Annotated in this window: 21 protein-coding genes; 12 read left to right on the top strand and 9 right to left on the bottom strand. The window is 62.5% G+C overall.

The annotated features are described in order from the left end of the window. Window positions 1–171: 171 nt before the first annotated feature. The gene (locus tag QCE73_RS18485) at window positions 172–1,473 is read right to left on the bottom strand and encodes an aspartate aminotransferase family protein (RefSeq protein ID WP_309882901.1); all 1,302 of its coding nucleotides are present in this window, start codon (window positions 1,471–1,473) and stop codon (window positions 172–174) included. A 76-nt stretch (window positions 1,474–1,549) separates the two neighbouring features. On the opposite strand from QCE73_RS18485, the gene QCE73_RS18480 reads away from it, so the two are divergent. From QCE73_RS18480 to QCE73_RS18450, 7 genes are all read left to right on the top strand, one after another. Continuing rightward, the gene (locus QCE73_RS18480) at window positions 1,550–2,434 is read left to right on the top strand and encodes a LysR family transcriptional regulator (RefSeq protein WP_309882899.1); all 885 of its coding nucleotides are present in this window, start codon (window positions 1,550–1,552) and stop codon (window positions 2,432–2,434) included. Between the two features lie 220 nt (window positions 2,435–2,654). Beyond that, on the top strand, window positions 2,655–3,164 hold the full coding sequence (locus tag QCE73_RS18475) for an AraC family transcriptional regulator (RefSeq protein ID WP_309882896.1): 510 nt from the start codon (window positions 2,655–2,657) through the stop codon (window positions 3,162–3,164). Further along, on the top strand, window positions 3,161–3,568 hold the full coding sequence (locus QCE73_RS18470; protein WP_309882894.1) for a VOC family protein: 408 nt from the start codon (window positions 3,161–3,163) through the stop codon (window positions 3,566–3,568). The genes QCE73_RS18475 and QCE73_RS18470 overlap by 4 nt, the downstream gene beginning before the upstream one ends. Window positions 3,569–3,630: 62 nt before the next feature. After that, window positions 3,631–4,134, top strand: coding sequence for an SLATT domain-containing protein (locus QCE73_RS18465; protein ID WP_051627272.1), 504 nt, complete (start codon window positions 3,631–3,633; stop codon window positions 4,132–4,134). A 228-nt stretch (window positions 4,135–4,362) separates the two neighbouring features. Continuing rightward, window positions 4,363–5,268, top strand: a complete 906-nt coding sequence (locus QCE73_RS18460; protein WP_309882893.1) for a phytanoyl-CoA dioxygenase family protein — start codon at window positions 4,363–4,365, stop codon at window positions 5,266–5,268. Between the two features lie 25 nt (window positions 5,269–5,293). Further along, on the top strand, window positions 5,294–6,421 hold the full coding sequence (locus QCE73_RS18455; protein WP_309882891.1) for an acyltransferase: 1,128 nt from the start codon (window positions 5,294–5,296) through the stop codon (window positions 6,419–6,421). A gap of 459 nt (window positions 6,422–6,880) precedes the next feature. After that, window positions 6,881–7,693, top strand: coding sequence for a hypothetical protein (locus tag QCE73_RS18450; RefSeq protein ID WP_309882890.1), 813 nt, complete (start codon window positions 6,881–6,883; stop codon window positions 7,691–7,693). An 8-nt stretch (window positions 7,694–7,701) separates the two neighbouring features. Here QCE73_RS18450 and corA read toward each other — a convergent pair whose 3' ends face one another. The 4 genes from corA to QCE73_RS18430 form a co-directional block, all read right to left on the bottom strand. Beyond that, window positions 7,702–8,679 (bottom strand): magnesium/cobalt transporter CorA, encoded by a 978-nt coding sequence (gene corA / locus QCE73_RS18445; RefSeq protein WP_035511146.1) that lies wholly within the window; start codon window positions 8,677–8,679, stop codon window positions 7,702–7,704. A gap of 166 nt (window positions 8,680–8,845) precedes the next feature. Continuing rightward, window positions 8,846–9,064 carry a hypothetical protein gene (locus QCE73_RS18440; protein WP_035511148.1) on the bottom strand — a complete coding sequence of 73 codons (219 nt, stop codon included), beginning with the start codon at window positions 9,062–9,064 and terminating at the stop codon, window positions 8,846–8,848. Window positions 9,065–9,304: 240 nt separating this feature from the next. After that, entirely contained in the window at window positions 9,305–11,230 is a 1,926-nt protein-coding gene (locus tag QCE73_RS18435) for a diguanylate cyclase domain-containing protein (RefSeq protein ID WP_309882889.1), read from the bottom strand. Window positions 11,231–11,347: 117 nt separating this feature from the next. Next, window positions 11,348–12,190, bottom strand: a complete 843-nt coding sequence (locus tag QCE73_RS18430; RefSeq protein ID WP_309882886.1) for an EamA family transporter — start codon at window positions 12,188–12,190, stop codon at window positions 11,348–11,350. 104 nt (window positions 12,191–12,294) lie between these two features. Between QCE73_RS18430 and gcvA the strand changes: the two genes are divergently transcribed. The 3 genes from gcvA to QCE73_RS18415 all read left to right on the top strand — a co-directional run bounded on the left by gcvA (window position 12,295) and on the right by QCE73_RS18415 (window position 17,061). Continuing rightward, window positions 12,295–13,203: a transcriptional regulator GcvA gene (gene gcvA / locus QCE73_RS18425; protein ID WP_309882884.1), complete on the top strand. Its 909-nt coding sequence runs from the start codon at window positions 12,295–12,297 to the stop codon at window positions 13,201–13,203. Between the two features lie 283 nt (window positions 13,204–13,486). Beyond that, a complete protein-coding gene (locus tag QCE73_RS18420) occupies window positions 13,487–15,919 on the top strand; it encodes a glucose/quinate/shikimate family membrane-bound PQQ-dependent dehydrogenase (protein ID WP_309882882.1) in 2,433 nt (810 codons plus the stop codon). Between the two features lie 116 nt (window positions 15,920–16,035). Next, window positions 16,036–17,061, top strand: a complete 1,026-nt coding sequence (locus QCE73_RS18415; RefSeq protein ID WP_309882880.1) for a porin — start codon at window positions 16,036–16,038, stop codon at window positions 17,059–17,061. 19 nt (window positions 17,062–17,080) lie between these two features. Here QCE73_RS18415 and QCE73_RS18410 read toward each other — a convergent pair whose 3' ends face one another. Genes QCE73_RS18410 through leuC form a run of 3 tightly spaced genes read right to left on the bottom strand, consistent with a single transcriptional unit; the run spans window position 17,081 to window position 20,493 of the window. Beyond that, complete coding sequence (locus QCE73_RS18410; protein WP_309882878.1) at window positions 17,081–18,403, bottom strand: 2-hydroxycarboxylate transporter family protein; 1,323 nt, start codon at window positions 18,401–18,403, stop codon at window positions 17,081–17,083. Between the two features lie 58 nt (window positions 18,404–18,461). Further along, window positions 18,462–19,106 (bottom strand): 3-isopropylmalate dehydratase small subunit, encoded by a 645-nt coding sequence (gene leuD, locus QCE73_RS18405; RefSeq protein ID WP_309882876.1) that lies wholly within the window; start codon window positions 19,104–19,106, stop codon window positions 18,462–18,464. Continuing rightward, window positions 19,099–20,493 (bottom strand): 3-isopropylmalate dehydratase large subunit, encoded by a 1,395-nt coding sequence (leuC, locus tag QCE73_RS18400; RefSeq protein ID WP_309882874.1) that lies wholly within the window; start codon window positions 20,491–20,493, stop codon window positions 19,099–19,101. Before leuC ends, leuD begins: the two co-directional genes overlap by 8 nt. 104 nt (window positions 20,494–20,597) lie before the next feature. Between leuC and QCE73_RS18395 the strand changes: the two genes are divergently transcribed. Both QCE73_RS18395 and QCE73_RS18390 read left to right on the top strand, forming a co-directional pair. After that, window positions 20,598–21,488: a LysR substrate-binding domain-containing protein gene (locus QCE73_RS18395; RefSeq protein ID WP_309882873.1), complete on the top strand. Its 891-nt coding sequence runs from the start codon at window positions 20,598–20,600 to the stop codon at window positions 21,486–21,488. 82 nt (window positions 21,489–21,570) lie between these two features. Then, on the top strand, window positions 21,571–22,734 hold the full coding sequence (locus tag QCE73_RS18390) for a phytanoyl-CoA dioxygenase family protein (protein ID WP_309882872.1): 1,164 nt from the start codon (window positions 21,571–21,573) through the stop codon (window positions 22,732–22,734). A gap of 663 nt (window positions 22,735–23,397) precedes the next feature. Here the strand turns inward: QCE73_RS18390 and QCE73_RS18385 are convergent. After that, on the bottom strand, window positions 23,398–24,120 hold the full coding sequence (locus QCE73_RS18385; protein WP_035500438.1) for a FadR/GntR family transcriptional regulator: 723 nt from the start codon (window positions 24,118–24,120) through the stop codon (window positions 23,398–23,400). Between the last annotated feature and the right edge of the window lies 1 nt (window position 24,121).

The following is a 24,121-nucleotide window of genomic DNA, read 5'->3' as shown; positions in this document are numbered from 1 at the left end:
CGTACGTGTGACCGCGGGCCTGAACGAGCTGCTTTCTTTGGTTACTTTCTTTGCAGCAGCAAAGAAAGTGACTGCCGCCCCGCACAGGGGCAACACAAATAGACCGACACGACCCCGGGATCCGGCGAAAACAAACCCCGAACCACAACAACCACGTCACAAATCAAACCTCTACAACGACCTCTCGATAGCCTTCCCAAGCAAATCAACCCCGAGATCGATCTCTTCCTCACTGACAGTGAGCGGCGGCGCGATACGAAACACTCCACCCATTCCAGGCAACTGCACGATATTCATGCTCAACCCGAGATTCATGCATTCGCGCGTGATCTTCGCGCCGAGACCATCGGCGGGTTCCTTGGTGCGTCGATCCTTGACGATCTCCACGCCGAGCAGCAGACCGCGCCCGCGCACATCGCCGATGCAGTCGAACCGTTCCATCAGATCGAGCAGACCGCGCCTGAGCCGCGCGCTCATCACGTTCGCGCGCGCGACGAGCCCATCGCGCTCGACCACATCCAGCACGCGCAGCCCGACGGCAGCCGGCAAAGGATCGGACACGTGTGTCGTATAAAACAGATAGCCGAGCTCATGCGCTCGTTCTTCGATCGCCGCCGAAGTCACGGTGGCCGCAAGCGGCAATCCCGCGCCCAGCGTCTTCGATAGCGTGAGGATGTCGGGCGTGACGCCGTCGCGCTGGCACGCGAACATCGTGCCCGTGCGGCCGATACCGGTCTGCGCTTCATCGAGGATCAGCAGCATGCCGCGCTCCTCGCACTTGCGCTTCAACGCCGCGATATAACCTTCCGGCAACTCGATGATGCCGCCCGAGCTCAGTATCGGTTCCGCGATGAACGCCGCGAGATTGCCGCTCGACTGACGATCGACGAGATCGAACGCGTAATCCAGTTCCGCGAGCCAGTCGTAGTGACCATTGCGCTCGAAGCGCGCGCGATACGGAAACGGCGCGGGAATCGCGAACGAGCCGACCGCCGCCGGACCGACGCCCTTGCGTCCCGCGCTGTACGTGGCGGACGCGGCATGACCCGTCATGCCGTGCCACGACTGCGCGAAGCCGACGATTTCATATCGCCCCGTGACGAGCTTCGCCATGCGGATCGCCGCCTCGTTCGACTCCGCGCCCGTGCTGAGCAGAAGCGCGCGATCGAGCCCGGCGGGCGTGATATCGGCGAGACGCGTCGCGAGATCGACCACGGGACGCGACAGCATCCCGCTGAAGAGATGGTCCAGCTTGCCCGCGTATTCGCTGATCACCGACACGATGTCAGGGTGACTGTGACCCAGCACGGCGCTCATCTGTCCCGACGTGAAATCGAGAATCGCGCGGCCGTCGGCGTCGTACACGAAGCTGCCCTGAGCGCGCTCGATGATCATCGGCTCGAAGGTGCCGCCGTAGCGGATGAGGTGCTGCCTGGCGTTCTGCCAAAAAGTTGCGTCGTTGTTCCGGGACACCGTGCTTCTCCTGGCGAAAGGTGAAAGAACTTGCAGTGTAGTCGGCGCTCTGGTTTTATAGAATCGAATAGTTCTAATGCGAGATAGAAGAGGATCTAATATCTTGAGTCTTTCGCTTGAGATCGAATTGCTGCGATCGTTCGCCGTCATCGCGGAGGTGCGGGCGCTGAGCCGCGCGGCCGAGCGCATCGGCCGGACGCAATCCGCGCTCAGTCAGCAGATGAAGCGGCTGGAGGATATCGTCGATCAGCCGCTCTTTCAGCGCACCGGACGCGGCGTCGTGCTGACGAATCCCGGCGAGCGTCTGCTCGTGCACGCGCAGCGCATCCTGCGGCTTCACGATGAAGCGATGGCCGATCTGTGCGGCAAAGGGCTTTCGGGCAGCATCCGCTTCGGCTGTCCGGACGATTACGCCGCCGTTTTCCTGCCGAGTCTGCTGCGGCAGTTTTCGAGTCAGCATCCGCACGCGCTGGTGGAAGTCGTGTGCGGCCCGACGCCGAGGCTCGCCGAGCAGTTGAAGAAGCGCGCGCTGGATCTCGCGATGCTCTCGCTGCCCGAAGACAGTCCCGGCGACGACGTGATCCGGCGCGAGCAACTCGTCTGGATCGGCTGTCCGGGGATGGATTCGGCGCACTACGATCCGCTGCCGCTCGCACTCTCCGATCCGGATACGCTCGATCACATCGCCGCGTGCGAGGCGCTGCAACGCGCGGGCAAGGCGTATCGCATCGCGTATGCGAGCAGCAGTCTCGCGGGTCTCACCGCGCTGGTGCGCTCGGGACAGGCGTTCGCGGTCATCACGCAGACAGCGGTGCCCGCGGATCTCTCCGTGCTGAATGCCGATCCTGGCCTGCCCGCGTTGCCGGGCGTGGGCATATCGCTGAAGTTCGCGCGGGAGCGGCCTTCGCTGCTGACGGCGGCGTTTGCCGAGCACATCCGGTTGACGCTGCCGTTGCTTTGATTCGATTCGGCGAAGTGAACCGCAAATCGCCCGCTTTCCGGCGCTTGGCGCTGGATTTGCGCGCGCTAAGATGATTTCCATCCCCTCTAGCTCTTTTCCCTCCAGGGAGTGAGCGATCTTCGCGTCGTGCGGATTTTCGTCCGCACGACGCTTTTCTTTTGCGGCCGAAGTCGGCGTGTGCGGGCTACACTAACCGCTTACTTTTCGCGCTCCGAACGTCATGCCATCACGCGATCACGACAGCGCCGACGTCTCGCAAGATCCGGCACTGCTGCGGCGCCTCCTGCGCGCCAAAGACCGCATGGATGCGTCGTCGCACGAGGACTGGCCGGTCAGGCGTCTGGCCGAAGTCAGCGGCGTCTCCGAAGCGCATTTCGCGCGCTCGTTCAAGCGGGCGTTCGGCATTCCGCCGCATCGCTATCTGCTGACGCGGCGCATCGAGCAGGCCGTCACGCTGTTGCGCGACACCGAGCTTTCCATCACGGACATCGCCTTCGTCACCGGCTGGGAAAGCCTCGGCACCTTCGGCCGCATCTTTCGCGATATCACGGGCCACAGTCCGGGCGCGATGCGCGTCGAGTCCCGCGCCGTCGCTCCCGCGCTCGATCGCGTGCCCGCATGCGTGCTGAAGGCCGCGCAGCGCCCCGATCTCACGATCGCAGTTTTGGAGAAGCGGCGGCGGGGCGCGACGGGTACAGTGCGGCCATCTTCAACGAAGGAGGTCACATGAACCAGGGCATCAGCGTGGTGGGCATCTATGTCGACGATCAGGACGAAGCGCTCGCGTTTTACGTCGACAAGCTCGGATTTCGCGTTCACACCGACGTGCGCAACGGCACGTACAGATGGCTCACCGTGCAGCATCCGGATCAGCCATCGTTCCAGCTCGGCCTGTTCGCGCCCGGCCCGCCCATTCACGACAACGCCACCGCGCTCACCCTGCGCGCGATGGTCGCGAAGGGCGCGATGCCGCCGCTCGTGTTGTCCGTCGCGGATTGCCGCGCGACCTACGAGCGGCTGAAGGTGGGCGGCGTGGAGTTCACGCAGGAGCCGGTGGAACGCTTCGGCAGCGTCGATGCGGGCTTTCGCGATCCCGCCGGCAACGGCTGGAAGATGATTCGGGCGCCGCGCTGAACGGGACACGATCTGTCCGTGTTCGCGGCGACGATGAGGTCTGTTCATGAAATGCTTCGAACATGACCGACTTGCTCCTTCAATCGCAACGAACCGGCACGGCTTCCTCGTATGATCCGCCTCGCGACACGCCGGCGCTCGTGCTGGCGTGGATCAGGCGCGCCCGCGAATCGCAGATTCGTCACTACACGATGGCCGATCGGCTGACGCGCTGCGGTCGACGCCTCGGTCTCGGCGTCATCGGCATCACGGCGGCGACGGGCACGTCGGCGTTCCTTTCGCTCGTTGCGCAGGCGGTGTCGCCGGACGTGCGCATCATCATCGGCATGACGAGTCTGAGCGCGGCCGTGCTGGCCTCGTTGCAGACGCTCCTGCGCTACAGCGAGCGGGCCGAACTGCATCGCCGTGCGGGCGCGCAGTACGGCGCGGTGCGGCGGCGTCTCGAAGCGCTCCATGCCGCCGATCCCTGCGTGCACGACACATGTGTGATCGATGCGGTGCGCGACGAACTCGATCACATCGCGCAGACCGCGCCGCATTTGCCGCGCGCGGCGGCGAAGTCGTGAGCGCCGGAAGCACCGCCGGCGTTTTTGCCACTTCAGGCCAATCCCTTGGCGGAATCCGTCAGGAGCGACGCAGGCCGACGCGTTCGACGTAGCGTGTAAGGGCTCCCGAGAGAGCGATCATGCCGGTCTAATCAGCCTTCGGTGCCTACCATGTACAAGATCCTTAGTCCGATTGGAACTGAAATCGAAATTCCGGAAAGCGTGGCTCAGAACTCGACCACGTTCGATTTGATCGAACTCGCCGATGCAAAGCGATACTACGAGGAAAATGGCTATGTCGTCGTGCGCGGCGTAGTGGATCAGACCGTGTGCGATTCCATTCGCAATGCATTCGAGAATACCGTCAAGCGCTATCCGGGATACATCTATCGGCAGGCGACGGCGAATCCGGAAAAGAACAGGATCAACGAGTACGGCTTCGTGATGAATCCGCTGCTCAATCTTCAGTCTCTTGGTGATCTGGAGTTCGCGCCGCTAAAGCGTTTAGCGGTCAGAGCCTTTGCGAGTACGCCGATCAAGGCCATCACGCGAGAACTCTTTGGGGAAGACGGCAAGCTTGTACAGAGCATGTACTTCGAAGGAAACGCGGAAACGTGGCCTCATCAGGACACGTATTATCTCGACAGCGAGAGAATCGGCACGATGGTGGGCTGCTGGTACGCCTTGGAGGATATCGACGCGGGCGCGGGGCGCTTCTTCGTGGTGCCGCGCAGTCATCGTATCGACATGGTGAAGAACGGAAAGAACTTCGACGTTGCGTTCAATCACGGTCAATACAAAGAGCTTGTCAGGAAGATCCTCGCCGAACAACAGCTCGAATTCCGCGCGCCGTTCCTGCAAAAAGGCGACGTGCTCGTCTGGAATTCGAAAACGATCCATGGAAGTTTGCGCACGACGCGGCCGGAATTTTCTCGCAGTTCCCTGACGTCGCATTTCATTCCGGCCTCTCATCGGTTCCTGCAGTTCCAGTCGAAGATCAAGCCGCTGAATCTGCGCGAGTTCGATGGCATGGCGTTCAATTGCCCGAAGGACATGGAGCGGCTGTCCAGCCGCGTGGTGCTGGGCATTGAAACCACATTTCCCAAGACATTCCAGATGGCTAAGAAGCTGGCTATCAAGGCTTTGGTGAAATGAGGCGCGCAAAGCCTCGGGAAACGTTTTGACGACGCCGGCGGCAACGAGGTTATCCGCAATGACCAAACTGGATTCTTTGCAAGGGCTGCGCGGCATCGCGGCCAGCCTTGTCGTAGCATTTCACGCGGTCAATAGCCTGAAAAACGCCGGTTGGATTCCCGAGTACACATCGGGATTCGCTATCCGGGGCATGGCGGGCGTCGATATCTTCTTTGTGATCTCCGGCTTCGTGATGGTATTGACCACGGCCAACAGGCCGCGCGGCATCGATGCCGCCCGGAAATTCATGCTCGCGCGTCTGACTCGCATCGCACCCATGTACTGGCTTTTGACGACGTTCATGGTGATGCTCCTGTTGTTCGTGCCTTCCGTTTTCAGCACCGAAAAGTTCAGTCTCGCGCGGACCATCACGTCCTATCTATTTCTGCCCTATGAAGTCAAAGAGGCGGGACATGCATATCCCGTCTTGTACGTTGGATGGACACTCACGTATGAGATGTTCTTCTATGTCGTCTTCGCTATCTCGCTATGCTTTGCCGAGCGTCTCATGCGGTATTGCATCGTGGCGTTCTTCGTGATGCTTGGACTCGGGTCGATCACGGCTCAGGCGAATGCGTTTTACTGGCGTTTCATGACGAACCCGATGATGCTCGAATTCGTTTTCGGCTGCATCATCGGATGGATGTATACGCAACGGATGAAGGTTCCCATCGCCGTCTCAGCCTGCATGGCAGTGGCCGGAATACTGGGTTTCTTCATATCGCCCATCACGCCCGAAATGGAGCATCGGTTCATCTTCGCCGGCGTTCCATCGGCGCTGCTCGTGGCGGGGTTCGTTTTCTGGGAATCGGCGAATGGATGGATTCCGAAACTCGTTCTGCTTCCCGTCGGCAATGCGTCTTACTCGATCTATCTGACGCATACGCTCACAGTACCCATGATCGCCCACGGTCTCGGACACTTCGACAAGTCGCGGGCTTTGCAAGGTGATATCGCATGCGTTCTGCTTGTGATGGCGTCGATATTCGTTGGCTATCTTGCCTATCTGACGATGGAGCGTCCTCTGAACGAAGCTATGCGCGCCTTCATGAAAAGAACGAAGAACGGAACCTTGCAACCCGAAACGCGCGTGACGCCACTAGTCGAAAGATAAGCTCAGCGCCGATTATCGCGGGCACATCTTTCCGCGCGTCAGGTGATAGCCTGCAACCAGCCCCATGTCATAGGCGCTTTCCAGCGCGCGCACGATATCGACAGGCTTCACGGCGATGCGATCGTCGAGCGCCGAATTAATGGCCGCGTCGCGAAAAGCACCTTATTCGCCTGACAATTGAACGCTTCCCGATGCGTTTGTTTGATCTTCCGAAACGTTGCCCGGTATGCTACGGTGATTCGTATGTATTACTTGCGACCGGGCGATCGCTGATTGTCGATCGGCCTTCCGAACTGATTCGGACGGAGTGTGACAATGGACCAGCGGGCCGGCGGCTCGTCGCTATACCTCATCATCTGCCCCCGGTGTGAAAGCCTTTCATCAGTAGAAGAAAGCGTATGCCCGTTCTGCGGCGCCGACCGCCATGGAGCCGTACTCACGAAAGGCGCGGAGACGGCGGTGCGGGCCGTCGAGGCGGCGCGCGGCGTGACGCGTCATTTTCAGGAGCCGAGCGAAGTGGCGCGCGTGCGCTGGAGCGTGCGTCCGCGCCGGCGCGAGCCGCGTTTGCCCGCGCCAGCAACCGCCACGACCGCGGCCAGCACGGTCGTGATCGAAACGCAGCGCGCTTCGAATTCGATACTGGCCACTGTCGCGATGGGCGGTATTGTGATCGGCGCGTGTTTCCTCATACGCGCCTATTTCGAGCAACATCCGTCGACGGCGCGCGCGGCCGGACTGCCTGTGGCGGTCGCGGGCAGCGTCGGACAACAGAACCCGCCGAAGATCGATGTGGCGCCGCAGCGAATCGTCGAGGCGACGCATCGCGGGCCGGCGAATTCTTCAGCCGAAACGCCTTCGCCGTTGATGGCGGTAGCCGCGTCGAGCGAGGTCCACGACACGCCCGCGGTTGTCGTTCCCGAACGACCGGTCGCGGCGAAGCGTCCGGCGTCCCGCGCGCAGCACGCGGTCAAAGCCGCGCCCAAAACGGTTTCGAAGACCGATTCGAAAGCCGTTTCCAAGGTCGCTTCAAAAGCGAAGCCCGCCCCCGCGTGTGCGCACAAAGCCGGTCGCGCATGTACCGAGCCGCCGCAACGCCGCGTGGCTAGCGCGGAGCCGAAGAACCGGCAGGCGGCCAAGTCGCCGAGTCCCGCGCCGGTCGCACGAACGAAAACCGCGCCGAAGGAATTCCAAAAGGTCGCGGCCATCCCTGCGCCGGTGAAACCCGCCATGACCACCGACGGAAGCTGGAAGCCGGGCAAAACGAAAAATTAAGCGGAAGCTCAAATCCACTTCGCCTTTCGAAACCAGCGAAACAACAGGAAGTCGATGGTGACGATTGCCGCGATGACTGTCGGATAGCCGAAGCGCGCGTGCAATTCCGGCATGTGCTCGAAGTTCATGCCGTAAATGCCGGCGATCATCGTCGGCACCGCGAACATCGCCGCGAACGTGCCGAGGCGCTTGGTGATTTCGCTGTCGGCGAGCGCGATCATGCCGAGGTTGACCTGAATCGCGGTGATCACCATTTCGCGGCGTCCTTCGATCGCGCCGACGATCCGCTCCAGGTGCACGTAGACGTCCTTGAAATAGGCGGTCATGCCTTCGCAGAGGCCCGGCACGCGGCCGCCGGTCAGCTTGCCGACGCCTTCGAGCAGCGGGCCGACGTGATGACGCAGCACCACGAGCTGTCGCTTGAAGCGATACAGGTCTTCGATCAGCTCGCGCGAATCGCGGCCCTCCTGACGCGAGAAGATGCGGTCTTCCAGCACTTCGAGTTCGGCGGTCATCGTTTCCAGCACGGAAAAATAGCCGTCGACGATATCGTCCATCAGCGCATAGAGCACGAACGCGGAACCTTGCCGGAGAAGCGGCGGTTCGCGCTCGCAGCGTTCGCGGACTTTCTTGAAGCCGTGCATCGTGCGCATGCGTACCGAGAGCACGTAGTTTCTGCCGACGAACACGTCGACTTCGCCGAACAACAGACTGGCGTCGTCCTGCAACTCGACGGTGTGCATCACCGCGAAGAGCGATTCGCCGTATTCCTCGATCTTCGGCCATTGATGATGCGCGCGCACATCCTCGACAGCGAGCTCGTGCAGACCGAATTCTTCTTTCATCGCATCGAGTTCGGCGGGCTCGGGGTCTTTCAGCGCGACCCAGACGAAGCACTCCGGCTTCTGCACGTAATCGCTGATTTCTTCGATGGTGATGTCGCCGAGTTTTCGGCCGTCCTGATAGGCGGCGCAGGCAATCAACATTGTCGGTCTCCATGCAAGACAGACATGCATCGTGCATCGCCCAGTCGACGCTTTTATGACATCGCGCACGACGTCAGTGCGTTTTCAGCGCGATGCGACGGGGGGGAGTTGGCGGGGGATGCGCTTCGCGCGAGACGCGAAGCGCGTTTGAAGGCTTATGGAAGGCTTATGCGGCGGGTTGCCAGTGATCGTCCACGGTCTTGTCGGTCACGCGCACCTTCGCGACCATCGGGGAATATCCGCGCAGCTTGATTTCGTCGGCGGCGAGTCTTTCCGAGCGATAAACCTGCTGCGTGATCTTCGTGCCGTCATGGAATTCGAGCGTGTAGCCGTCGATCGGTCCCCACTGGCCCTTCGGCATCGGTTCGATATAAACATTCTGCATTGCGTTACTCCCGAATGATTGGAAAGCACTGGGCGGTCCGCATCGGCGAACGTGCACCTCTTGTATAAGAGGTTATCGAAGAAACGACGGCGGCCGGGTGCCGTACGTGGTGTTGCGCACCAAATAAAAATCGATATGAATCAACGCGCTATGCGCACGCTCTCATGATGAGAAAGCCGATCCTCCGATGTGCAACCCGCGCCGTGCTGCCATGCAGCGTAGATTTTCGGGAAACGGACCTCAATTCCGCATCGTGAGAATTTCGTGTCGATAGTCGTCGATCGCGGGCGTCGCCGTTTCCGCAAACACGGGCGCGAAGCGAAAGCCGTTGCGGCCCTTGCGCTTGGCCTCGTACATCGCGCGATCGGCGTCGGCGAGGATCGCTTCGGCGGAGGTATCGAAGCCGCCCGCGCACATCGCGATACCCACGCTCGTCCCGAGATGCGCCTCGCCGCAACCGAGTTCGAAAGGCCGGCCGATCGCGCGGCAGATATCCTGCGCGATCCGGCTGCATGCGCTCGCCGACGAAATGCCCCGCGCGAGCAACACGAATTCGTCGCCGGCCAGGCGGCAGACGAGGTCGCCCGCGCGTGTCGTCTTCTTCAGGCGCGCGGCGACTTGTCTGAGGAGTGCGTCGCCCGCGTCGTGGCCGTGCTGGTCGTTGACGCTCTTGAAGCCGTCGAGGTCCATGAAGAAGAGTGCGAAGGGGACGTCTTCGTCGCGGGCCGCATCGATGGAAAGCGCGAGCTGCTCGGCAAGCGCGCGCCGGTTGGGCAGGCCCGTGAGCGCGTCGAGCATCACTTCGGAGCGCATCTGGTTCTCGCGCCGCTTCGTCTCGGTGATGTCCTGCGACATGATGTAGAAACCACCGACATCATCGCGCCGGTATTCGGGGATATACGTCGCGTTCCAGATGCGGCCGGGCGCGCCCTCGTAGACGATATCCTCGTGCGTCACGCGTTCGCCCGCGAGCACGCGGCGGAAGTAGGGCAGGCAACGCTCGAACGTCGCCGCGCCGATCGTGTCGAGCACGTATTTGCCGCGCAATGCGGCCGGCTCGACGCCGAACACCTCGCGATACATCTGATTGTTGAAGCGATAGCGCAGGTCGGCATCGACATGAGCGATCAGCACCGGCAGGTTGTCCGTGATCGTCTGCAACGTGGTGCGGCTGCTGGTCAGTTCGCAGGTGCGTTCGAGCACGCGGCGTTCGAGTTCCTGCCGGTAATCGCGCAACATCTCTTCGCTATGCTTGCGGCTCGTGATGTCGTGCATCACGCTCACGAAGTGCAGCGGCAGGCCACGTTCGTCGCGAATCAGCGCGACGGAAAGCTCGATCCACACAGGCTCGCCGTCGCGGCGTCGGTATCGTTTTTCGAGCGTATAGGTCTTTCTGGCGCCGTCGAGCAATTCGCTCACGAGTTGCAGATCGGCGGGAAGGTCCGCTTCCTCGGTGATCTGCTGGAAGGTCATCGCGACGAGTTCGTCGGCGCTATAACCGGTGATTTCGCACAGCTTCGGATTGACTTCGACGAAGCGGCCGCTCAGATCGACGATCGCCTTGCCCGTCGGCGTCCGCTGGAAGATCGTGTGAAAGCGCGATTCGGACAGACGCAGCTTGCGGCGGTCCGCTTCCTGAAGCTCGCGCGTTTCGCGTGCCGCTTCACGCTGAATGATTTCGCGCTCGACGGTCGCCGCGAGATCGCACAACGCGGCTTGCAGGGACGCGCTCAGCGTTCGCGGCTTCGTGTCGATGGCGCATAGCGTGCCGAGCACGAGGCCATCCGACGAGCGCAAGGGCACGCCCGCATAGAAGCGGATATGAGGCGCGCCCGTGACGAGCGGATTGCCCGCGAAGCGCGGATCGTCCTGCGTATCTTCGACGAGCAGCAGACGCCCGCAATGCAGCGCGTGCGCACAGAAGGACACGTCGCGCGCGGTTTCGCATACATCGAGCCCGACGCGCGATTTGAACCACTGCCGATGCTCGTCCACGAGCGACACCAGCGCGATAGGCACCTGCAACAATTCGGCGACGACGCGCGTCACGCGGTCGAAGACTTCTTCCTGCGCGCAGTCGAGCAGGTCGAGGCTGCGCAGCAACTGGAGCCGTTTCGCTTCATCTGCGGGCAGAGGCGCCGCGTGCCATTCGTGTACGGGTTGCAAGGTTCTTCTCGATTCTTATCGGTAACGTGCCCAATGCCACGTCGGCAATTTATCGAACCCTGCGCAATCCCGATTCGTCGATCAAAGGCAAGCTTGGGCCTTAGTTCGACGCATACTTCATAGCCCCAGGCAAACGGCCCCGGCCGCGACGACCACGCACGCGAGCCAGCGCTTTGCGCTGACCGGCTCGCGCAGGAACACGCGTCCGATGAGCGCCGCGAACACGACGCTCGTCTCGCGCAACGCGGATACCGCGCCCATCGCGCCGGATTGCATCGCCCAGATCACGATGCCGTAGGCGGCAATCGATACGAGTCCGCCCGCGAGCGACGAGCCCACGGCCATCGGCGTTTCCTTCACCGGCGTCCAGAGCGCCGGCAGGCCGCGCTTAGCGACGAAGATCACCGGCATCAGCCAGTAGAACATGAACATCCACGTGGTGTAGGTGAGCGCTTCGCCGTCGGAGAGACGCACGCCGATGCCGTCGATCACCGTGTAGATCGCGATGGTCACGCCCGTCGTCAGCGCGGCGAGCACGCCCGCACGCGACACGCGGCCGCCCTGCAAAGCGAGCGCCATGATGCCGCCCGATATCAGCACGATCCCGAACGCATGCAGCGCGCCGATGCCTTCGTGCGCGAAGAGCGCCGCGCCGAGCGTGACGAGCATCGGCGAAGAACCGCGTGCGATCGGATAAGCCTGCGCGAGATCGCCACGACGGTACGAGCGCACGAGGCTCACGTTATAGACGATATGCACGAGCCCCGAAGCGACGATATACGGCCACGCGGCTTTCGGAGGCATCGGCAAATAGAAGACGACGAACGCCGACACGACCCCGATGGCGATGCTCATCCATGTCATCGAAAGGAACCGGTCGCGGTTGCCGTGGAGCATCGCGTTCCAGCTCGCGTGGAGTACCGCTGCAAAGAGAACGACACCGCCGGTGTAGGTGAACATGCGTTTTATGTCGGTTATGTGACGGATAGTTCATAGAATAACTATCTTGTAAGCCCCGCACAAACCATATAAATTGCGTTGTCGTGTTAGAAAAACTCTGGTGAATGAGACCGGCATTGCCTTCGCTCAACGCGTTGCGCGCCTTCGAGGCTGCGGGGCGGCTCGGCAGCTTCAAGGAAGCCGCCGCGGAACTGCATGTGACTCACGGCGCGATCAGCCAGCAAGTGCGCCTGCTCGAAGCATGGCTCGGCGCGTCCCTGTTCGAGCGTCATAACCGGCGCGTGGTGCTCACGCCCGCGGCGCGGGCTTATCTCGCGGAAATCGGTCCGCTGTTCGATCGGCTTGCGCAGGCCACCGCCCGCTACGGCTTGTCCGAGACGGTGTCGCGAACGCTGACCGTGAATGCGCCCGCCACATTCACCTTGCGCTGGCTCGTGCCGAGGCTGGAACGATTCCGCGTGCTTCATCCCGATGTGGAAGTGAGGATAGAGACATCGAACGAGCCGGTGGAGAGCCTGAAGGACACGCATGACATCGTGATCCGCGGCGGCCCGGATACCTTTTACGGCTATGTCATGCGGCCGTTTCTCGAAGAAGAACGCTTGCCCGTTTGCAGTCCGGCGCTATTGCGGCGTTCGCCGCTGCGAACGCCTGAGGACATGCAGCGGCACACGTTGCTGCATACGTCGAGCCTGCCGCGCGTCTGGCCCGACTGGCTCGCGCAGGTGGATCTGCCCGCGTTCACGCCCGCGGCGGTGCTGACTTTTGATCACTTCTATCTGACCTTGCAGGCCGCCGTCGATGGCATGGGCATCGCGATGGGCCCGACCGCGCTCGTCGCCGACGATCTCGCCGCAGGCCGCCTCGTCGCGCCGTTCGACGGTCCGCGCCTGCCGTCGCGAAGCTATTGCACCTATGTCGCCGATGACAAGGCCAACGACGATCTGATCGCGCTGTTTCGCTCGTGGCTGGAGCGCGAGGGCGAGGCGTTCGCGAGCGAGCACGAAGGCTGAATGCAGCGAATTTTTAACTATCCAGTTAGAATGTAGTGGTTTACGCCAATGTCCTTGCCGGTTCTCATGACCGCGCAGGGCAGGCGATCCAGCCGCGCACTTCGGCGCACGCATTCACGCGTTGCCGATTCCTCATGTGCCGCGGCATCGGCGAATGACGAAGTGCGTCGTCCGACGCGCTGACTTCAACGGAACGCTTTTCCTCGCGCGGCGCGACATGGCCGCGGCATTCCATTTCGCCGGCCGACGCCGGATCGCATGGCAGATTCCTGGAGAAGATTCGATGTCTACGAGTGAAGCCCGTCTCTCAGCCGCGCTGAGAACAGGGTGCGTATTGCTGGGCCTCGCGTTGCTGGCCACTGGTCTGTTTTTCGTCGTCGGCGGCGCGAAGCTCGCGCTGTTGCACGGCAGCCTCTATTTCGTGATCGCGGGCGCGGTCATCGTCGTGTCGGCGGTGCAGTTCATGCGGGCGAAATCGTCCGCGGTGCTCATGTATGCCGCGGCGTTCATCGGCACGCTCATTTGGGCGCCCATCGACGCCGGTTTCGATTTCTGGCCGCTCGTGTCGCGCCTGATGCTGCCGGCCGGCTTCATGGTCCTCGCGCTGCTCGCATGGCCATCGTTGCGCAGGCATGAGACGGGCAAGCGCGCGTCGAAGCGTGCATACGGGCTTGCCGGCCTCATCGCGGTGGGGATGCTCGTCGCCTTCGTGCAGATGTTCCAGCCGCATCCGACCGTCGCGTCCGAAGGCAGCGAAGCGCCGCTCGTACCCGTTGCGAAGGAACACGCGCAGAAGGACTGGGGCAACTACGGCAATACGCCCGGCGGCAGCCGCTTCGTGGCGCTCGACCAGATCACGCGCGACAACGTCAAGGATTTGCATGTCGCGTGGACGTTCCATACGGGCGATATCCCCGACAGTCCCACCGGCAACGGCGCGGAAGATCAGGAGACGCCGCTGCAGATTGGCGATCGCATCTACATGTGCACGCCGCATAACAACGTGATCGCCGTCGATGCGGACAGCGGCAAGCAAATCTGGAAGCGCGAGATCGACGCGCAGGCGCAAGTGTGGAACCGCTGCCGCGGTCTCGCCTATTTCGATGCGACCCAGCCTCCGGCGCAACCTTCCGTGGCAGGCTCGACGCCCGTGACGGCCGTTGTCGTCGCGGCGGGAGCGAGTTGCCAGCGCCGCGTGCTGATGAACACGATCGACGCGCGCCTCGTCGCGATCGACGCCGACACTGGCGCGCTATGCGAAGGCTTCGGCGATCATGGATTCGTGAATCTGAAGGCGGGCCTCGGCGTCGCCGACGATCCGAAGTATCAGCTCACCTCCGCGCCGACGCTCGCCGGCACGACGGTCGTCGTGGGCGGGCGCGTGGCGGACAACGTCCAGACCGACATGCCGGGCGGCGTGTTGCGCGGTTTCGACGTCATCACCGGCGAGATGCGCTGGGCCTTCGATCCGGGCCGCGACGATCCCAACGCGCGCCTGCAACCGGGCCAGACCTACGCGCGCAGCACGCCGAACTCCTGGGCGCCGATGTCCTACGATCCCGCGATGAACACCGTGTTCATTCCGATGGGCAGCTCGTCGGTGGATTTGTGGGGCGGCAATCGCACGCCGCTGGATCATCGCTACGCGACGTCGATCCTCGCGCTCGATGCGACCACCGGCAAGCAGAAGTGGGTGTACCAGACGGTCCACAACGACCTGTGGGACTTCGACGTGCCGATGCAGCCGAGTCTCATCGACTTTCCGGAGCAGGACGGATCGACGAAACCCGCTGTCGTGTTCGGCACCAAGTCCGGCCAGATCTTCGTGCTCGACCGCATGACGGGCACGCCGCTCACGCGTGTCGAAGAACGCAGGGTGAAGACGGGCACGATCCCCAACGAGCAATACTCGTCCACGCAGCCGTTTTCGGCCGGCATGCCGACGATCGGCGCGGATACGCTGAAGGAATCGGACATGTGGGGCGCCACGCCGTTCGATCAGCTGGTGTGCCGGATCAGCTTCAAATCGATGCGCTACGACGGCCTCTTCACCGCGCCCGACAAAGACGTTTCGCTGAGCTTTCCCGGCTCGCTCGGCGGCATGAACTGGGGCAGTTTGTCGACCGATCCGAACCATCACGTCGTCTTCGTGAACGACATGCGTCTCGGCCTCTGGGTGCAGATGGTGCCGCAAAAAACCGACAGCGCACCCGCGAGCAACGGCGGCGAAGCGGTGAACACGGGCATGGGCGCGGTGCCGCTGAAGGGCACGCCTTACGCCGTGAACAAGAACCGCTTCATGTCGCCACTCGGCATTCCGTGCCAGAAGCCGCCGTTCGGCACGTTGTCGGCCGTCGATCTGAAGACGCGCAAATTGTTGTGGCAAGTGCCCGTCGGCACCGTGCAGGACACGGGACCATTCGGCATCAAGATGCGCATGAAGATGCCCATCGGCATGCCGACGCTCGGCGGCACGCTCACGACGCAAGGCGGACTCGTGTTCATCGCGGGTACGCAAGACTACTATCTGCGCGCATTCGACAGCGCGACGGGCAAGGAAGTATGGAAGGCGCGCCTGCCGGTCGGAAGCCAGGGCGGACCGATGAGCTACGTATCGCCGAGGACAGGCAAACAGTACGTGCTGATCTCGGCGGGCGGCGCGCGGCAGTCGCCCGATCGCGGCGATTACGTCATCGCGTATGCATTGAATCGCTGATCGTCCGCCCGGGCGATTATCATGGCGGGCGGCGGCGCTGGCGTGCTTGCCGCCGCTTCGTCCGGCCAACCCTTTTACCCCGATCCTGTCGGCTCGTTATTTGGGCCGAAGATTTCATGCGTCCGACAAAGACTTTCATTCGCCTGCTGGCCATGTCGATGTCATGCGGCATTGGTGCATCGACGGCCCACGCGCAGAGCGCCGTGACGCTGTACGGAACCATCGACACCAGCATCGAAGTGACGAACCCCGGCTCGTCGTGGACGCCGCGCATGGATTCGGGCGCGTATCGCGGCTCGCGCTTCGGCCTGCGCGGTTATGAGCAATTGAGCGCCGACACGCGCCTCATCTTCGATCTCGAAAGCGGCTTCAGTTCGGCGGACGGCACCTTCGCGACCGCCAACACGATCTTCAACCGGCAGGCCTGGATCGGTCTCGGCGCGCCGTGGGGCGAGTTGCGCATGGGCCGCCAGTACTCGCCGATCTATATCCCGTTCAAGGGCGGTCTCGATGCTTTCGGCGCGGGCACGATCGCGTCGGGTCTCAACAATCTGTCGAAGATCACGCCTTATACGGATAACGGCATTGCGTATCTGTCGCCCGATTTCCACGGCTTCACGACGACGCTCATGGTCGCCCTGCGCGATAGCGGTGATGGCAACGGGCTATCCGGGAACTACGAGACATTCGCGTATCACAACGGGCCGTTTCGCATTTCCTACGCGCATCAGGAGACGCAAGGCGACACCGGTCTGCGTGCGAATCTCGGCGGCGTGTCGTATCGCATCGGCAAGACGACGGCCTTTCTTTCGTACTTCAACGGCGATGGCGGATCGCCGCGTTATCACAGCGACGGTCTTTCGGTATCGATGCGCTATGCAGTGACGCCGCGCCTGCGCGCGTCACTCGGCTATGCGTTTGCACGCGACCGCTCGGGCGGCGACAACGACGCGGACCAGTTCAGCGTCGCGTGCGAATACGATCTCTCACCGAAGGTGCTGCTCTACGCGAGCGGCGCGATGCTGCGCAATCATGGTGACGCGACGTTCACGCTGCGCGGCGTGAACGTCGTCGGTATTCCGGCGGCTTATCCCGGCGCGCCGGTGCGCGGCGTGCAGGTCGGCATGATCGAGCGGTTCTGACGCGAAGAGCGCGGGCGCATCAGCCGAACCACTTCATCATCAGCGTGGCGAACACGACCATGCCCGCGCCGCCGATGCGCGTCGAGATTTGCGCGAAGGGCATCAGGCCCATGCGGTTCGAAGAGGAAAGAATCGCGACATCGCCGGTGCCGCCGAGGCCGCTGTGGCACGCGGTGATGATCGCCGCTTCGACCGGATACATCTTCAGCCACGCACCGACGAAAAAGCCCGACACGATCATCGCCGCGACCGTCGATGCGCAGATCACGAAATACGCGGGCGAGAATGCGCCGACGAGCTTGTCCCACGACACGAACAGCGTGCCCAGTCCGACGAGAATCGCGAAGGTGAGATTCGTCGACATGAACTTGTAGATCTGATACGCGCCGATCTCCATACGCTCGGGAATGGCGCGCGCGACCTTCAGCACCGCGGCCGCGACGATCATCAGCACAGGACCGGGGATGCCTGTGACCGGCGCGAGCAACATGCCGAGAATGAAGACCGTGCAGCCGAGCAGCAGACCGAAGCCCATGAGCCGCAGATCGAGCGCGGCCTCGGCCTTTTGCTCCTTGAGGAGCGTCTGATCGTCGCCGCTTTTCACGAGCATGCCGTCGCCGCTGTAGGCGCGATGCTTCTCGCCGAAACGCTTGAGCAGGCCGCTCGCGAGAATCGCGACGACGTTGCCGATGAGCGCGGCCGGCACCATCATCGCAATGAGATGGCCTTGCGCCGTGCCGGTAATCTCCGCATAGCCGATCGACAGCGGCAGAATGCCTTCGCCGATGCCGCCGCCGAGAATCGGCATGACGATATAGAAGAACGTGTGCTTCGGGTCATGGCCGAACATGAGACCGACGAGCACGCCCGCCGCGATCGCCGTCACGGTGCCGACCAGCAGCGGCACGAACATCTTCAGAAAGCCTTGAATCAGGATCTTGCGATTCATCCCGAGGATGCTGCCCGCGACGAGACACGCGATATACAGATATTGCAGGTTCGCGGTCTTCATCGTCGTGGTAATGGCCTTGAGCGCGGCGTCGTCCATCAGCTTGTAGCCGAGCAGCGCCGATGGCACGAAGAGGCAGAGAATCGCGGGGCCGCCGATATGCCTGAACACCGGAATGCGGCTGCCGATTTCGCCGAGCAGCAGGCCCGAGAGCATCAGCACGGCGAAGCCGCCGATCATGTCGTTCGGCAGCTTGCCGGTGGCGGCGGCGAGAATCGTCACCAGTGCGAGCGCGGCGAACATCGCGATCGGCATGCCGCCGATGGTCAACATCGAGAAGCGGGCGCGCAGTCCGAGCGGCGCCGCGCCCGTGCGCAACGAAGGGCTTTCCATAACGTGTCTCCTGATGGGGGATGGTGCGGCGCTGGACGCTCGTGCGTCTCTTCTTGGGTTACGCCGCCTGTGTCTTGCGTAGCTTCGGCAGATCGATCTTCATCCACGGATGCGCGGCTTCATGCTTCGCTTCGAACGCGCGGATCGCGTCGCTGTCGGCGAGCGTTATGCCGATCATGTCGAGGCCTTCGATGAACATGCGCTTCTGGCGCAGCGGCAGATCGAAGGCGTAATGAGTGCCATCGCTCGTGCTCACGCATTGATGCTCGACATCGATGGTCAGGCGGTTCGTTGCCGGATCGCTCACGAGCGCGGTCAATGTCGCAACGATGGTTTCATCGAGCGTGATCAGCAGCAGCCGGTTGTTCTGCGCGTTGAAGTAGAAGATCTCGCCGAAGCTCGGCGCGATGACTACATCGATGCCCGCTTGTTGCAGGCCCCATACGGCGTGCTCGCGGCTCGATCCGCAACCGAAGTTCGCGCCCGTGACGAGAATGCGCGCGCCCGCGTATTCGGGCTTGTTCAACGCGAAGTCTTCACGCGCATTGCCCGACGCGTCGAAGCGCAAGTCATACAGCACGCCGCGCGCGAGACCGGACTTGTCGATGCCGAACAAAAACTGCTTCGGCATGATCTGGTCGGTATCGAGATTGTTCAGGGGAAGCGGCGCGGCGATGCCCGCCAGGGTTGCGTGCTCAGACATGCTCGAACTCCTTTCGTACATCGACGATGCGGCCCGCGAGCGCGGCAGCGGCGGCCATCGCCGGACTCATCAGATGGGTGCGCGCGCCGCGTCCCTGGCGACCTTCGAAATTGCGGTTGGTCGTGGAGGCGCAGCGCTGGCCAGGTTGCAGGATGTCGTCGTTCATCGCGAGGCACATCGAGCAGCCGGGCTGACGCCATTCGAAACCCGCTTCGATCAGCGCGCTCGCGATGCCTTCGCGTTCTGCCTGCTCGCGGACCATGCCGGAGCCGGGCACGACCATCGCACGCACGGAAGGCGCGACCTTGCGGCCGCGCACGACGTCGGCGACGGCGCGCAGGTCTTCGATGCGCGCGTTCGTGCACGAGCCGATGAACACGTGATCGATCGCGAGCCCGTCGAGCGCCTGTTCCGCGTCCAGCCCCATGTAGTCCAGCGCCTTCGATGCGTTGCGTTTCGCGACCGGTTCATCGGCGAGGCGGGGGATGCGCGCGTCGATCGCAATCGCCTGATCCGGGCTCGTGCCCCAGGTGACGAAGGGCGCGACGTCGCGTGCGTCGAAGCGATGCGTGATGTCGAACGATGCATCGGCGTCGGAATGGATCTGCTTCCATTGCGCGACGAAGGTATCGTCTCCGATGCGCTCGGCCACGTAACGAATCGTCGTCTCGTCGGGCGCGATCAGCGCGCCGCGCGCGCCCGCTTCCACGGTCATGTTGCACAAGGTCATGCGCGCTTCGGCGGAGAGCGCGTCGATTGCACTGCCCACGTATTCGACGACAAAGCCGCGCGCGCCCTGCGCGCCGATCTTCGAAATGATGTAGAGCACGAGATCCTTCGATGTCGTGCCATGCGCCAGCGCGCCATCCACGACGATGCGCATGTCCTTCGCCACGCGATAGACGAGCGTTTGCGTCGCGAGCACGTGTTCCACCTCCGACGTGCCGATGCCGAAGCCCAGCGCACCGAGCGCGCCGTATGTCGTCGTGTGGCTGTCGCCGCACAGCACGACCATGCCCGGACGAATCAGCCCGATTTCCGGCGCGACCACATGCTCGATGCCTTGCGCGCGGTCCCGCACGTCGAAGAGATGAATGCCGTGCCGCGCGCAATTGCGCGTGAAGTTCGCGGCCTGATGCGCGGCGGCGTCGATCATGATCGTGCGCTTGTCGACGGCCACGGGATGCGTCGGAATCACGTGATCGACGACGCCCATCTGCTTCTCCGGGCAACGCACCGGCAGGTTCTTCTCCGCGAGTCCCGCGAATGCCTGCGGGCTCGTGTACTCGTTCATGATGTGCAGGTCGGCGTATAGCGCGACGTGCTCTTCATCGACGCGAAAAACCGTATGGCTCTCCACGATCTTCCGGTAAAGCGTCTGTCCCATGCTGTCTCCCTCGATGCCCTCGGATAAGTCGAAGCCAGTGTAATTCGATACTGGAGGCCGTAAAATGCAGACTCATTTAACCCATTATTAAGATGGTTTTATAAATGAACTCGATCGCGGACCTGGAGTTTTTCGCGCGGCTCGTCACGCAGGGCAGCTTGTCGGCGCTCGCGCGCGAGCTCGGGGTGACGCCGCCCGCGGTGAGCGCGCGTCTGAGTCAGCTCGAACGGCGTCTCGGCGTGAAGCTACTGAATCGCACGACGCGGCGGCTCGCGATGACACAGGAAGGCGAGCTTTATCTCGGCACCGGCTCGCGCCTGCTCGAACAGGTGCAGGAACTCGAACGCATGGTGTCGAGCAGCCGCGATCTGCCGCGCGGATTGCTGAAGGTGAACGCGACGTTCGGCTTCGGGCGGCGGCACATCGCGCCGGCGCTGTCCGGGTTTCGCCGGGAATATCCGGAAGTCGACGTGCAGCTCGATCTCACCGATCGTCCGATGAATCTCGCCGAGTTCGCATTCGATGTCGGCATACGCTTCGGCGAGTTGCCGGACATGCGCGTCGTCGGCAGGAAGATCGCGGCGAACCGGCGTTTCGTGTGCGCATCGCCGGCGTATCTGAAGGCGCACGGCACGCCGAAAGAGCCCGACGATCTGCGCGCTCATCGGTGCATCGTGCTGCGTGAGAACGACACCGCGTATGGCACGTGGCATTTCACGAAGGGCAAGCGCCACGAGACGGTGAAGGTGCAGGGCGCGATGAGCAGCAACGACGGCGAAGCGACCCTGCGCTGGGCGCTCGATGACCACGGCGTGCTGGTGCGCTCCGAATGGGACGCGCAGCCGTATCTCGATTCGGGGGCGCTGAAGCAAGTGCTCGCCGACTGGTCGATGCCGCCCGCCGATATCTACGCGATCTATCCGGAGCGGCTGAATCTGTCGGCGAAGGTGAGGGTGTTCATCGACTTTCTGGAGCGCTATCTGAAGCGGGCGTAATGCTTGTTGATGGTTTTTTGATGTTTTATTGATGGTTCACGTTTCGCCGCACCGGCTATGCTTAGGGAAAACGGAGCGAGACATGAACGAGACGAACTGGTACACGGAAAGCGGCTGTTCGCTCGACGAGTTTGCGAGCCTGCTGGAGCGTGATACCGCGAGGAAGCCGGCGTTCGCGTCGGAAATCCAGCGGCAGATTCCGCTCTACGATTGCGGCGCGCTCGCCGATGTATTGCGCGACCCATCGCAGGTCATGGCGTTGCAGGCGGAATGGGCGACAGTGCTGCGCGACGGCGCGGGCGTGTTCGTGCTGAAGCATGCGTATGCGGATACCGGCCCGGTCGACGAAGCCACCGCGATTTTCGAATCCATCATCCGCGAGGAGCGTGCGCAAGGCGTGAGCGCGGGCGATCACTTCGCGAAGGCGGGTGCGAACGATCGCATCTGGAATGCGCAGGAAAAGCTCTGTCTGCAGGCGCCTGGCGTGTTCGCGCGCTACTTCGCGAATCCGTTTATCGAGTGTGCCGCGCAAGCGTGGCTCGGTCCCGGTTTCCAGATGACGTCGCAGGTCAATGTGGTGCGTCCGGGCGGCGACGCGCAGCAGGCGCATCGCGACTACCACCTCGGCTTTCAGACGGCGGATGAAGTGCGGCGCTATCCGGCGCATGTCCATGCGATGTCGCCGTTTCTCACGCTGCAAGGCGCGGTCGCGCATAGCGATATGCCTGTGGAGAGCGGTCCGACGAAACTGCTGCCGTTCTCGCAACGGTACGCCCGAGGTTATGTCGCGTGGCGTCGCGCGGACTTTCGCGAGTACTTCGAAGCACGCTACGTTCAACTGCCGCTCGAAAAGGGCGACGCGCTTTTTTTTAGCCCGGCGCTCTTTCATGCTGCGGGCGCGAACCGCACACACGACGTGCAGCGTATGGCGAACCTGTTGCAGGTTTCATCGGCATATGGTCGTGCGATGGAATCGCTCGATCGCGCGCGCATGTGCGAAGCGGTTTTTCCGGTGTTGCTCGAGTGCAAGTCGACGGGACGGATGAGCGATGCGGAACTGGATGCGGTCATCGCGTCGTGCGCGGAAGGTTATGCGTTTCCGACGAATCTGGATCGTGATCCACCTATTGGCGGGCTTGCGCCGATGAGCCAGCAGGCGCTGCTTCGACAGGCAATCGATGAGGTTTGGTCTGTCGATGCGCTCGACAAGGCGTTGGACGGGAACGCGTGGCGACGGTGCACATAGGGGAGAATCTTGTTGACGTGCTTTTCGCTGGATCCCGGTTTCGTGTCGGTTTATTAGCACTGCCCCTGTGCGGGGCGGCAGTCACTTTCTTTGCTGCTGCAAAGAAAGTAACCAAAGAAACAGCTATCCCCAGCCTAAGCACTTCACACCGGCCGCGGCACAGACGATTGGCTGAATGGCCCGGCAGTAGCGAGTGCCCCCACAAGCAGACAAGGGCTTGGACCGCGCACGGTCTGACACATCGCGTCGTTTGCCTCACCGGTCCAGCGCCAAATAGCTCCGGCCCGCTTCGCGGCCGATGGGTCAATCGGGTGCGCGCGTGCTTCTTCTCGACGGTTTCCCTCATATACCCAACGGCAGCGCGAAGCGCTGTGCCGAAGCTATTTGGCGCTGAACCAGCGCCCTTAAACAACTAGCTTGTCAGACCGTGCGCGAGCCAAGCCCGATTGGGCCTTTGAGGGCGACACTTAGGCGAGTGCCATTGGCGGCTGGCAAGTTTGGCCAAACTGCGTGTGACCGCGGGCGGTGAGAAGCTGTTTCTTTGGTTACTTTCTTTGCAGCAGCAAAGAAAGTGACTGCCGCCCCGCACAGGGGCAGTGCTAATAGACCGACACGAACACGGGATCCGGCGAAAAAAAACCCCAAAAAACCTAAGCAAAAACACTATTCCTGATAAACCGCCGATAACACACTTTGCGCATCAGCCAGTGCATTGTCGAGTTGCACGAGACTCGCATGCCGCGCCCCGAGCGGATCACGATTCGCGATAGCAGTGAGAATCGCCTTGTGCCGAGGCAATGAAAGCGCATGCGTATCGGGATGACGACTCGTCAGCTTGATCGACTCCGACAGCGCCAGCGTCAGCATATGACCGATGTACATCAGCATATCGTTATGCGTCGCGGTCATGATCGCGCGATGAAACTCGAGATCGGGCGCGAGCAAGGCCTCCGGCGTGGCCGCATGCGACATGCGCTCGAACGCATCACGGATAAGCGCGACATCCTCCTCCGTCGCGTTCGACGCGGCGAGCGCAGCGGCCGCCGGCTCGACGATTCTGCGCACCACGAGCAGCGACTGAAAGAACTCGCCTTCGTGCACGCTGTTGATCGTCCAGAAAAGCACATCGGGATCGAGCGTGTGCCATTCATCGCGCGGACGCACGACGCTGCCCAGACGCGGCTTCGACAGCACGAGACCTTTCGCGACCAGCACGCGCGTCGCTTCGCGCAGCACGGGCCGGCTCACGCCATACGCTTCGCACAGCTTCGCCTCGGCGGGCAGACGATCACCCGGCTTGAGCTTGCCGCTCACGATCTCGATGCCGAGCTCCTGCACGATGCGCGCGTGCATGCTCTTGCGGGGCTGTGGATGTCGATAGTCCATA

The organism is Caballeronia sp. LZ029, from assembly GCF_031451275.1.
Taxonomy (GTDB): Bacteria; Pseudomonadota; Gammaproteobacteria; order Burkholderiales; family Burkholderiaceae; genus Caballeronia; species Caballeronia jiangsuensis.
This window is presented reverse-complemented; position numbering and strand designations above follow the sequence as displayed.

Coding starts and splice junctions, on each gene's coding strand:
- QCE73_RS18480 (WP_309882899.1), top strand. CDS start 1,550: ATGCGAGATAGAAGAGGATCTAATATCTTGAGTCTTTCGCTTGAGATC.
- QCE73_RS18475 (WP_309882896.1), top strand. CDS start 2,655: ATGCCATCACGCGATCACGACAGCGCCGACGTCTCGCAAGATCCGGCA.
- QCE73_RS18470 (WP_309882894.1), top strand. CDS start 3,161: ATGAACCAGGGCATCAGCGTGGTGGGCATCTATGTCGACGATCAGGAC.
- QCE73_RS18465 (WP_051627272.1), top strand. CDS start 3,631: ATGACCGACTTGCTCCTTCAATCGCAACGAACCGGCACGGCTTCCTCG.
- corA (WP_035511146.1), bottom strand. CDS start 8,679: ATGTTGATTGCCTGCGCCGCCTATCAGGACGGCCGAAAACTCGGCGAC.
- QCE73_RS18440 (WP_035511148.1), bottom strand. CDS start 9,064: ATGCAGAATGTTTATATCGAACCGATGCCGAAGGGCCAGTGGGGACCG.
- QCE73_RS18430 (WP_309882886.1), bottom strand. CDS start 12,190: ATGTTCACCTACACCGGCGGTGTCGTTCTCTTTGCAGCGGTACTCCAC.
- gcvA (WP_309882884.1), top strand. CDS start 12,295: ATGAGACCGGCATTGCCTTCGCTCAACGCGTTGCGCGCCTTCGAGGCT.
- QCE73_RS18420 (WP_309882882.1), top strand. CDS start 13,487: ATGTCTACGAGTGAAGCCCGTCTCTCAGCCGCGCTGAGAACAGGGTGC.
- QCE73_RS18415 (WP_309882880.1), top strand. CDS start 16,036: ATGCGTCCGACAAAGACTTTCATTCGCCTGCTGGCCATGTCGATGTCA.
- QCE73_RS18410 (WP_309882878.1), bottom strand. CDS start 18,403: ATGGAAAGCCCTTCGTTGCGCACGGGCGCGGCGCCGCTCGGACTGCGC.
- leuD (WP_309882876.1), bottom strand. CDS start 19,106: ATGTCTGAGCACGCAACCCTGGCGGGCATCGCCGCGCCGCTTCCCCTG.
- leuC (WP_309882874.1), bottom strand. CDS start 20,493: ATGGGACAGACGCTTTACCGGAAGATCGTGGAGAGCCATACGGTTTTT.
- QCE73_RS18395 (WP_309882873.1), top strand. CDS start 20,598: ATGAACTCGATCGCGGACCTGGAGTTTTTCGCGCGGCTCGTCACGCAG.
- QCE73_RS18390 (WP_309882872.1), top strand. CDS start 21,571: ATGAACGAGACGAACTGGTACACGGAAAGCGGCTGTTCGCTCGACGAG.
- QCE73_RS18385 (WP_035500438.1), bottom strand. CDS start 24,120: ATGGACTATCGACATCCACAGCCCCGCAAGAGCATGCACGCGCGCATC.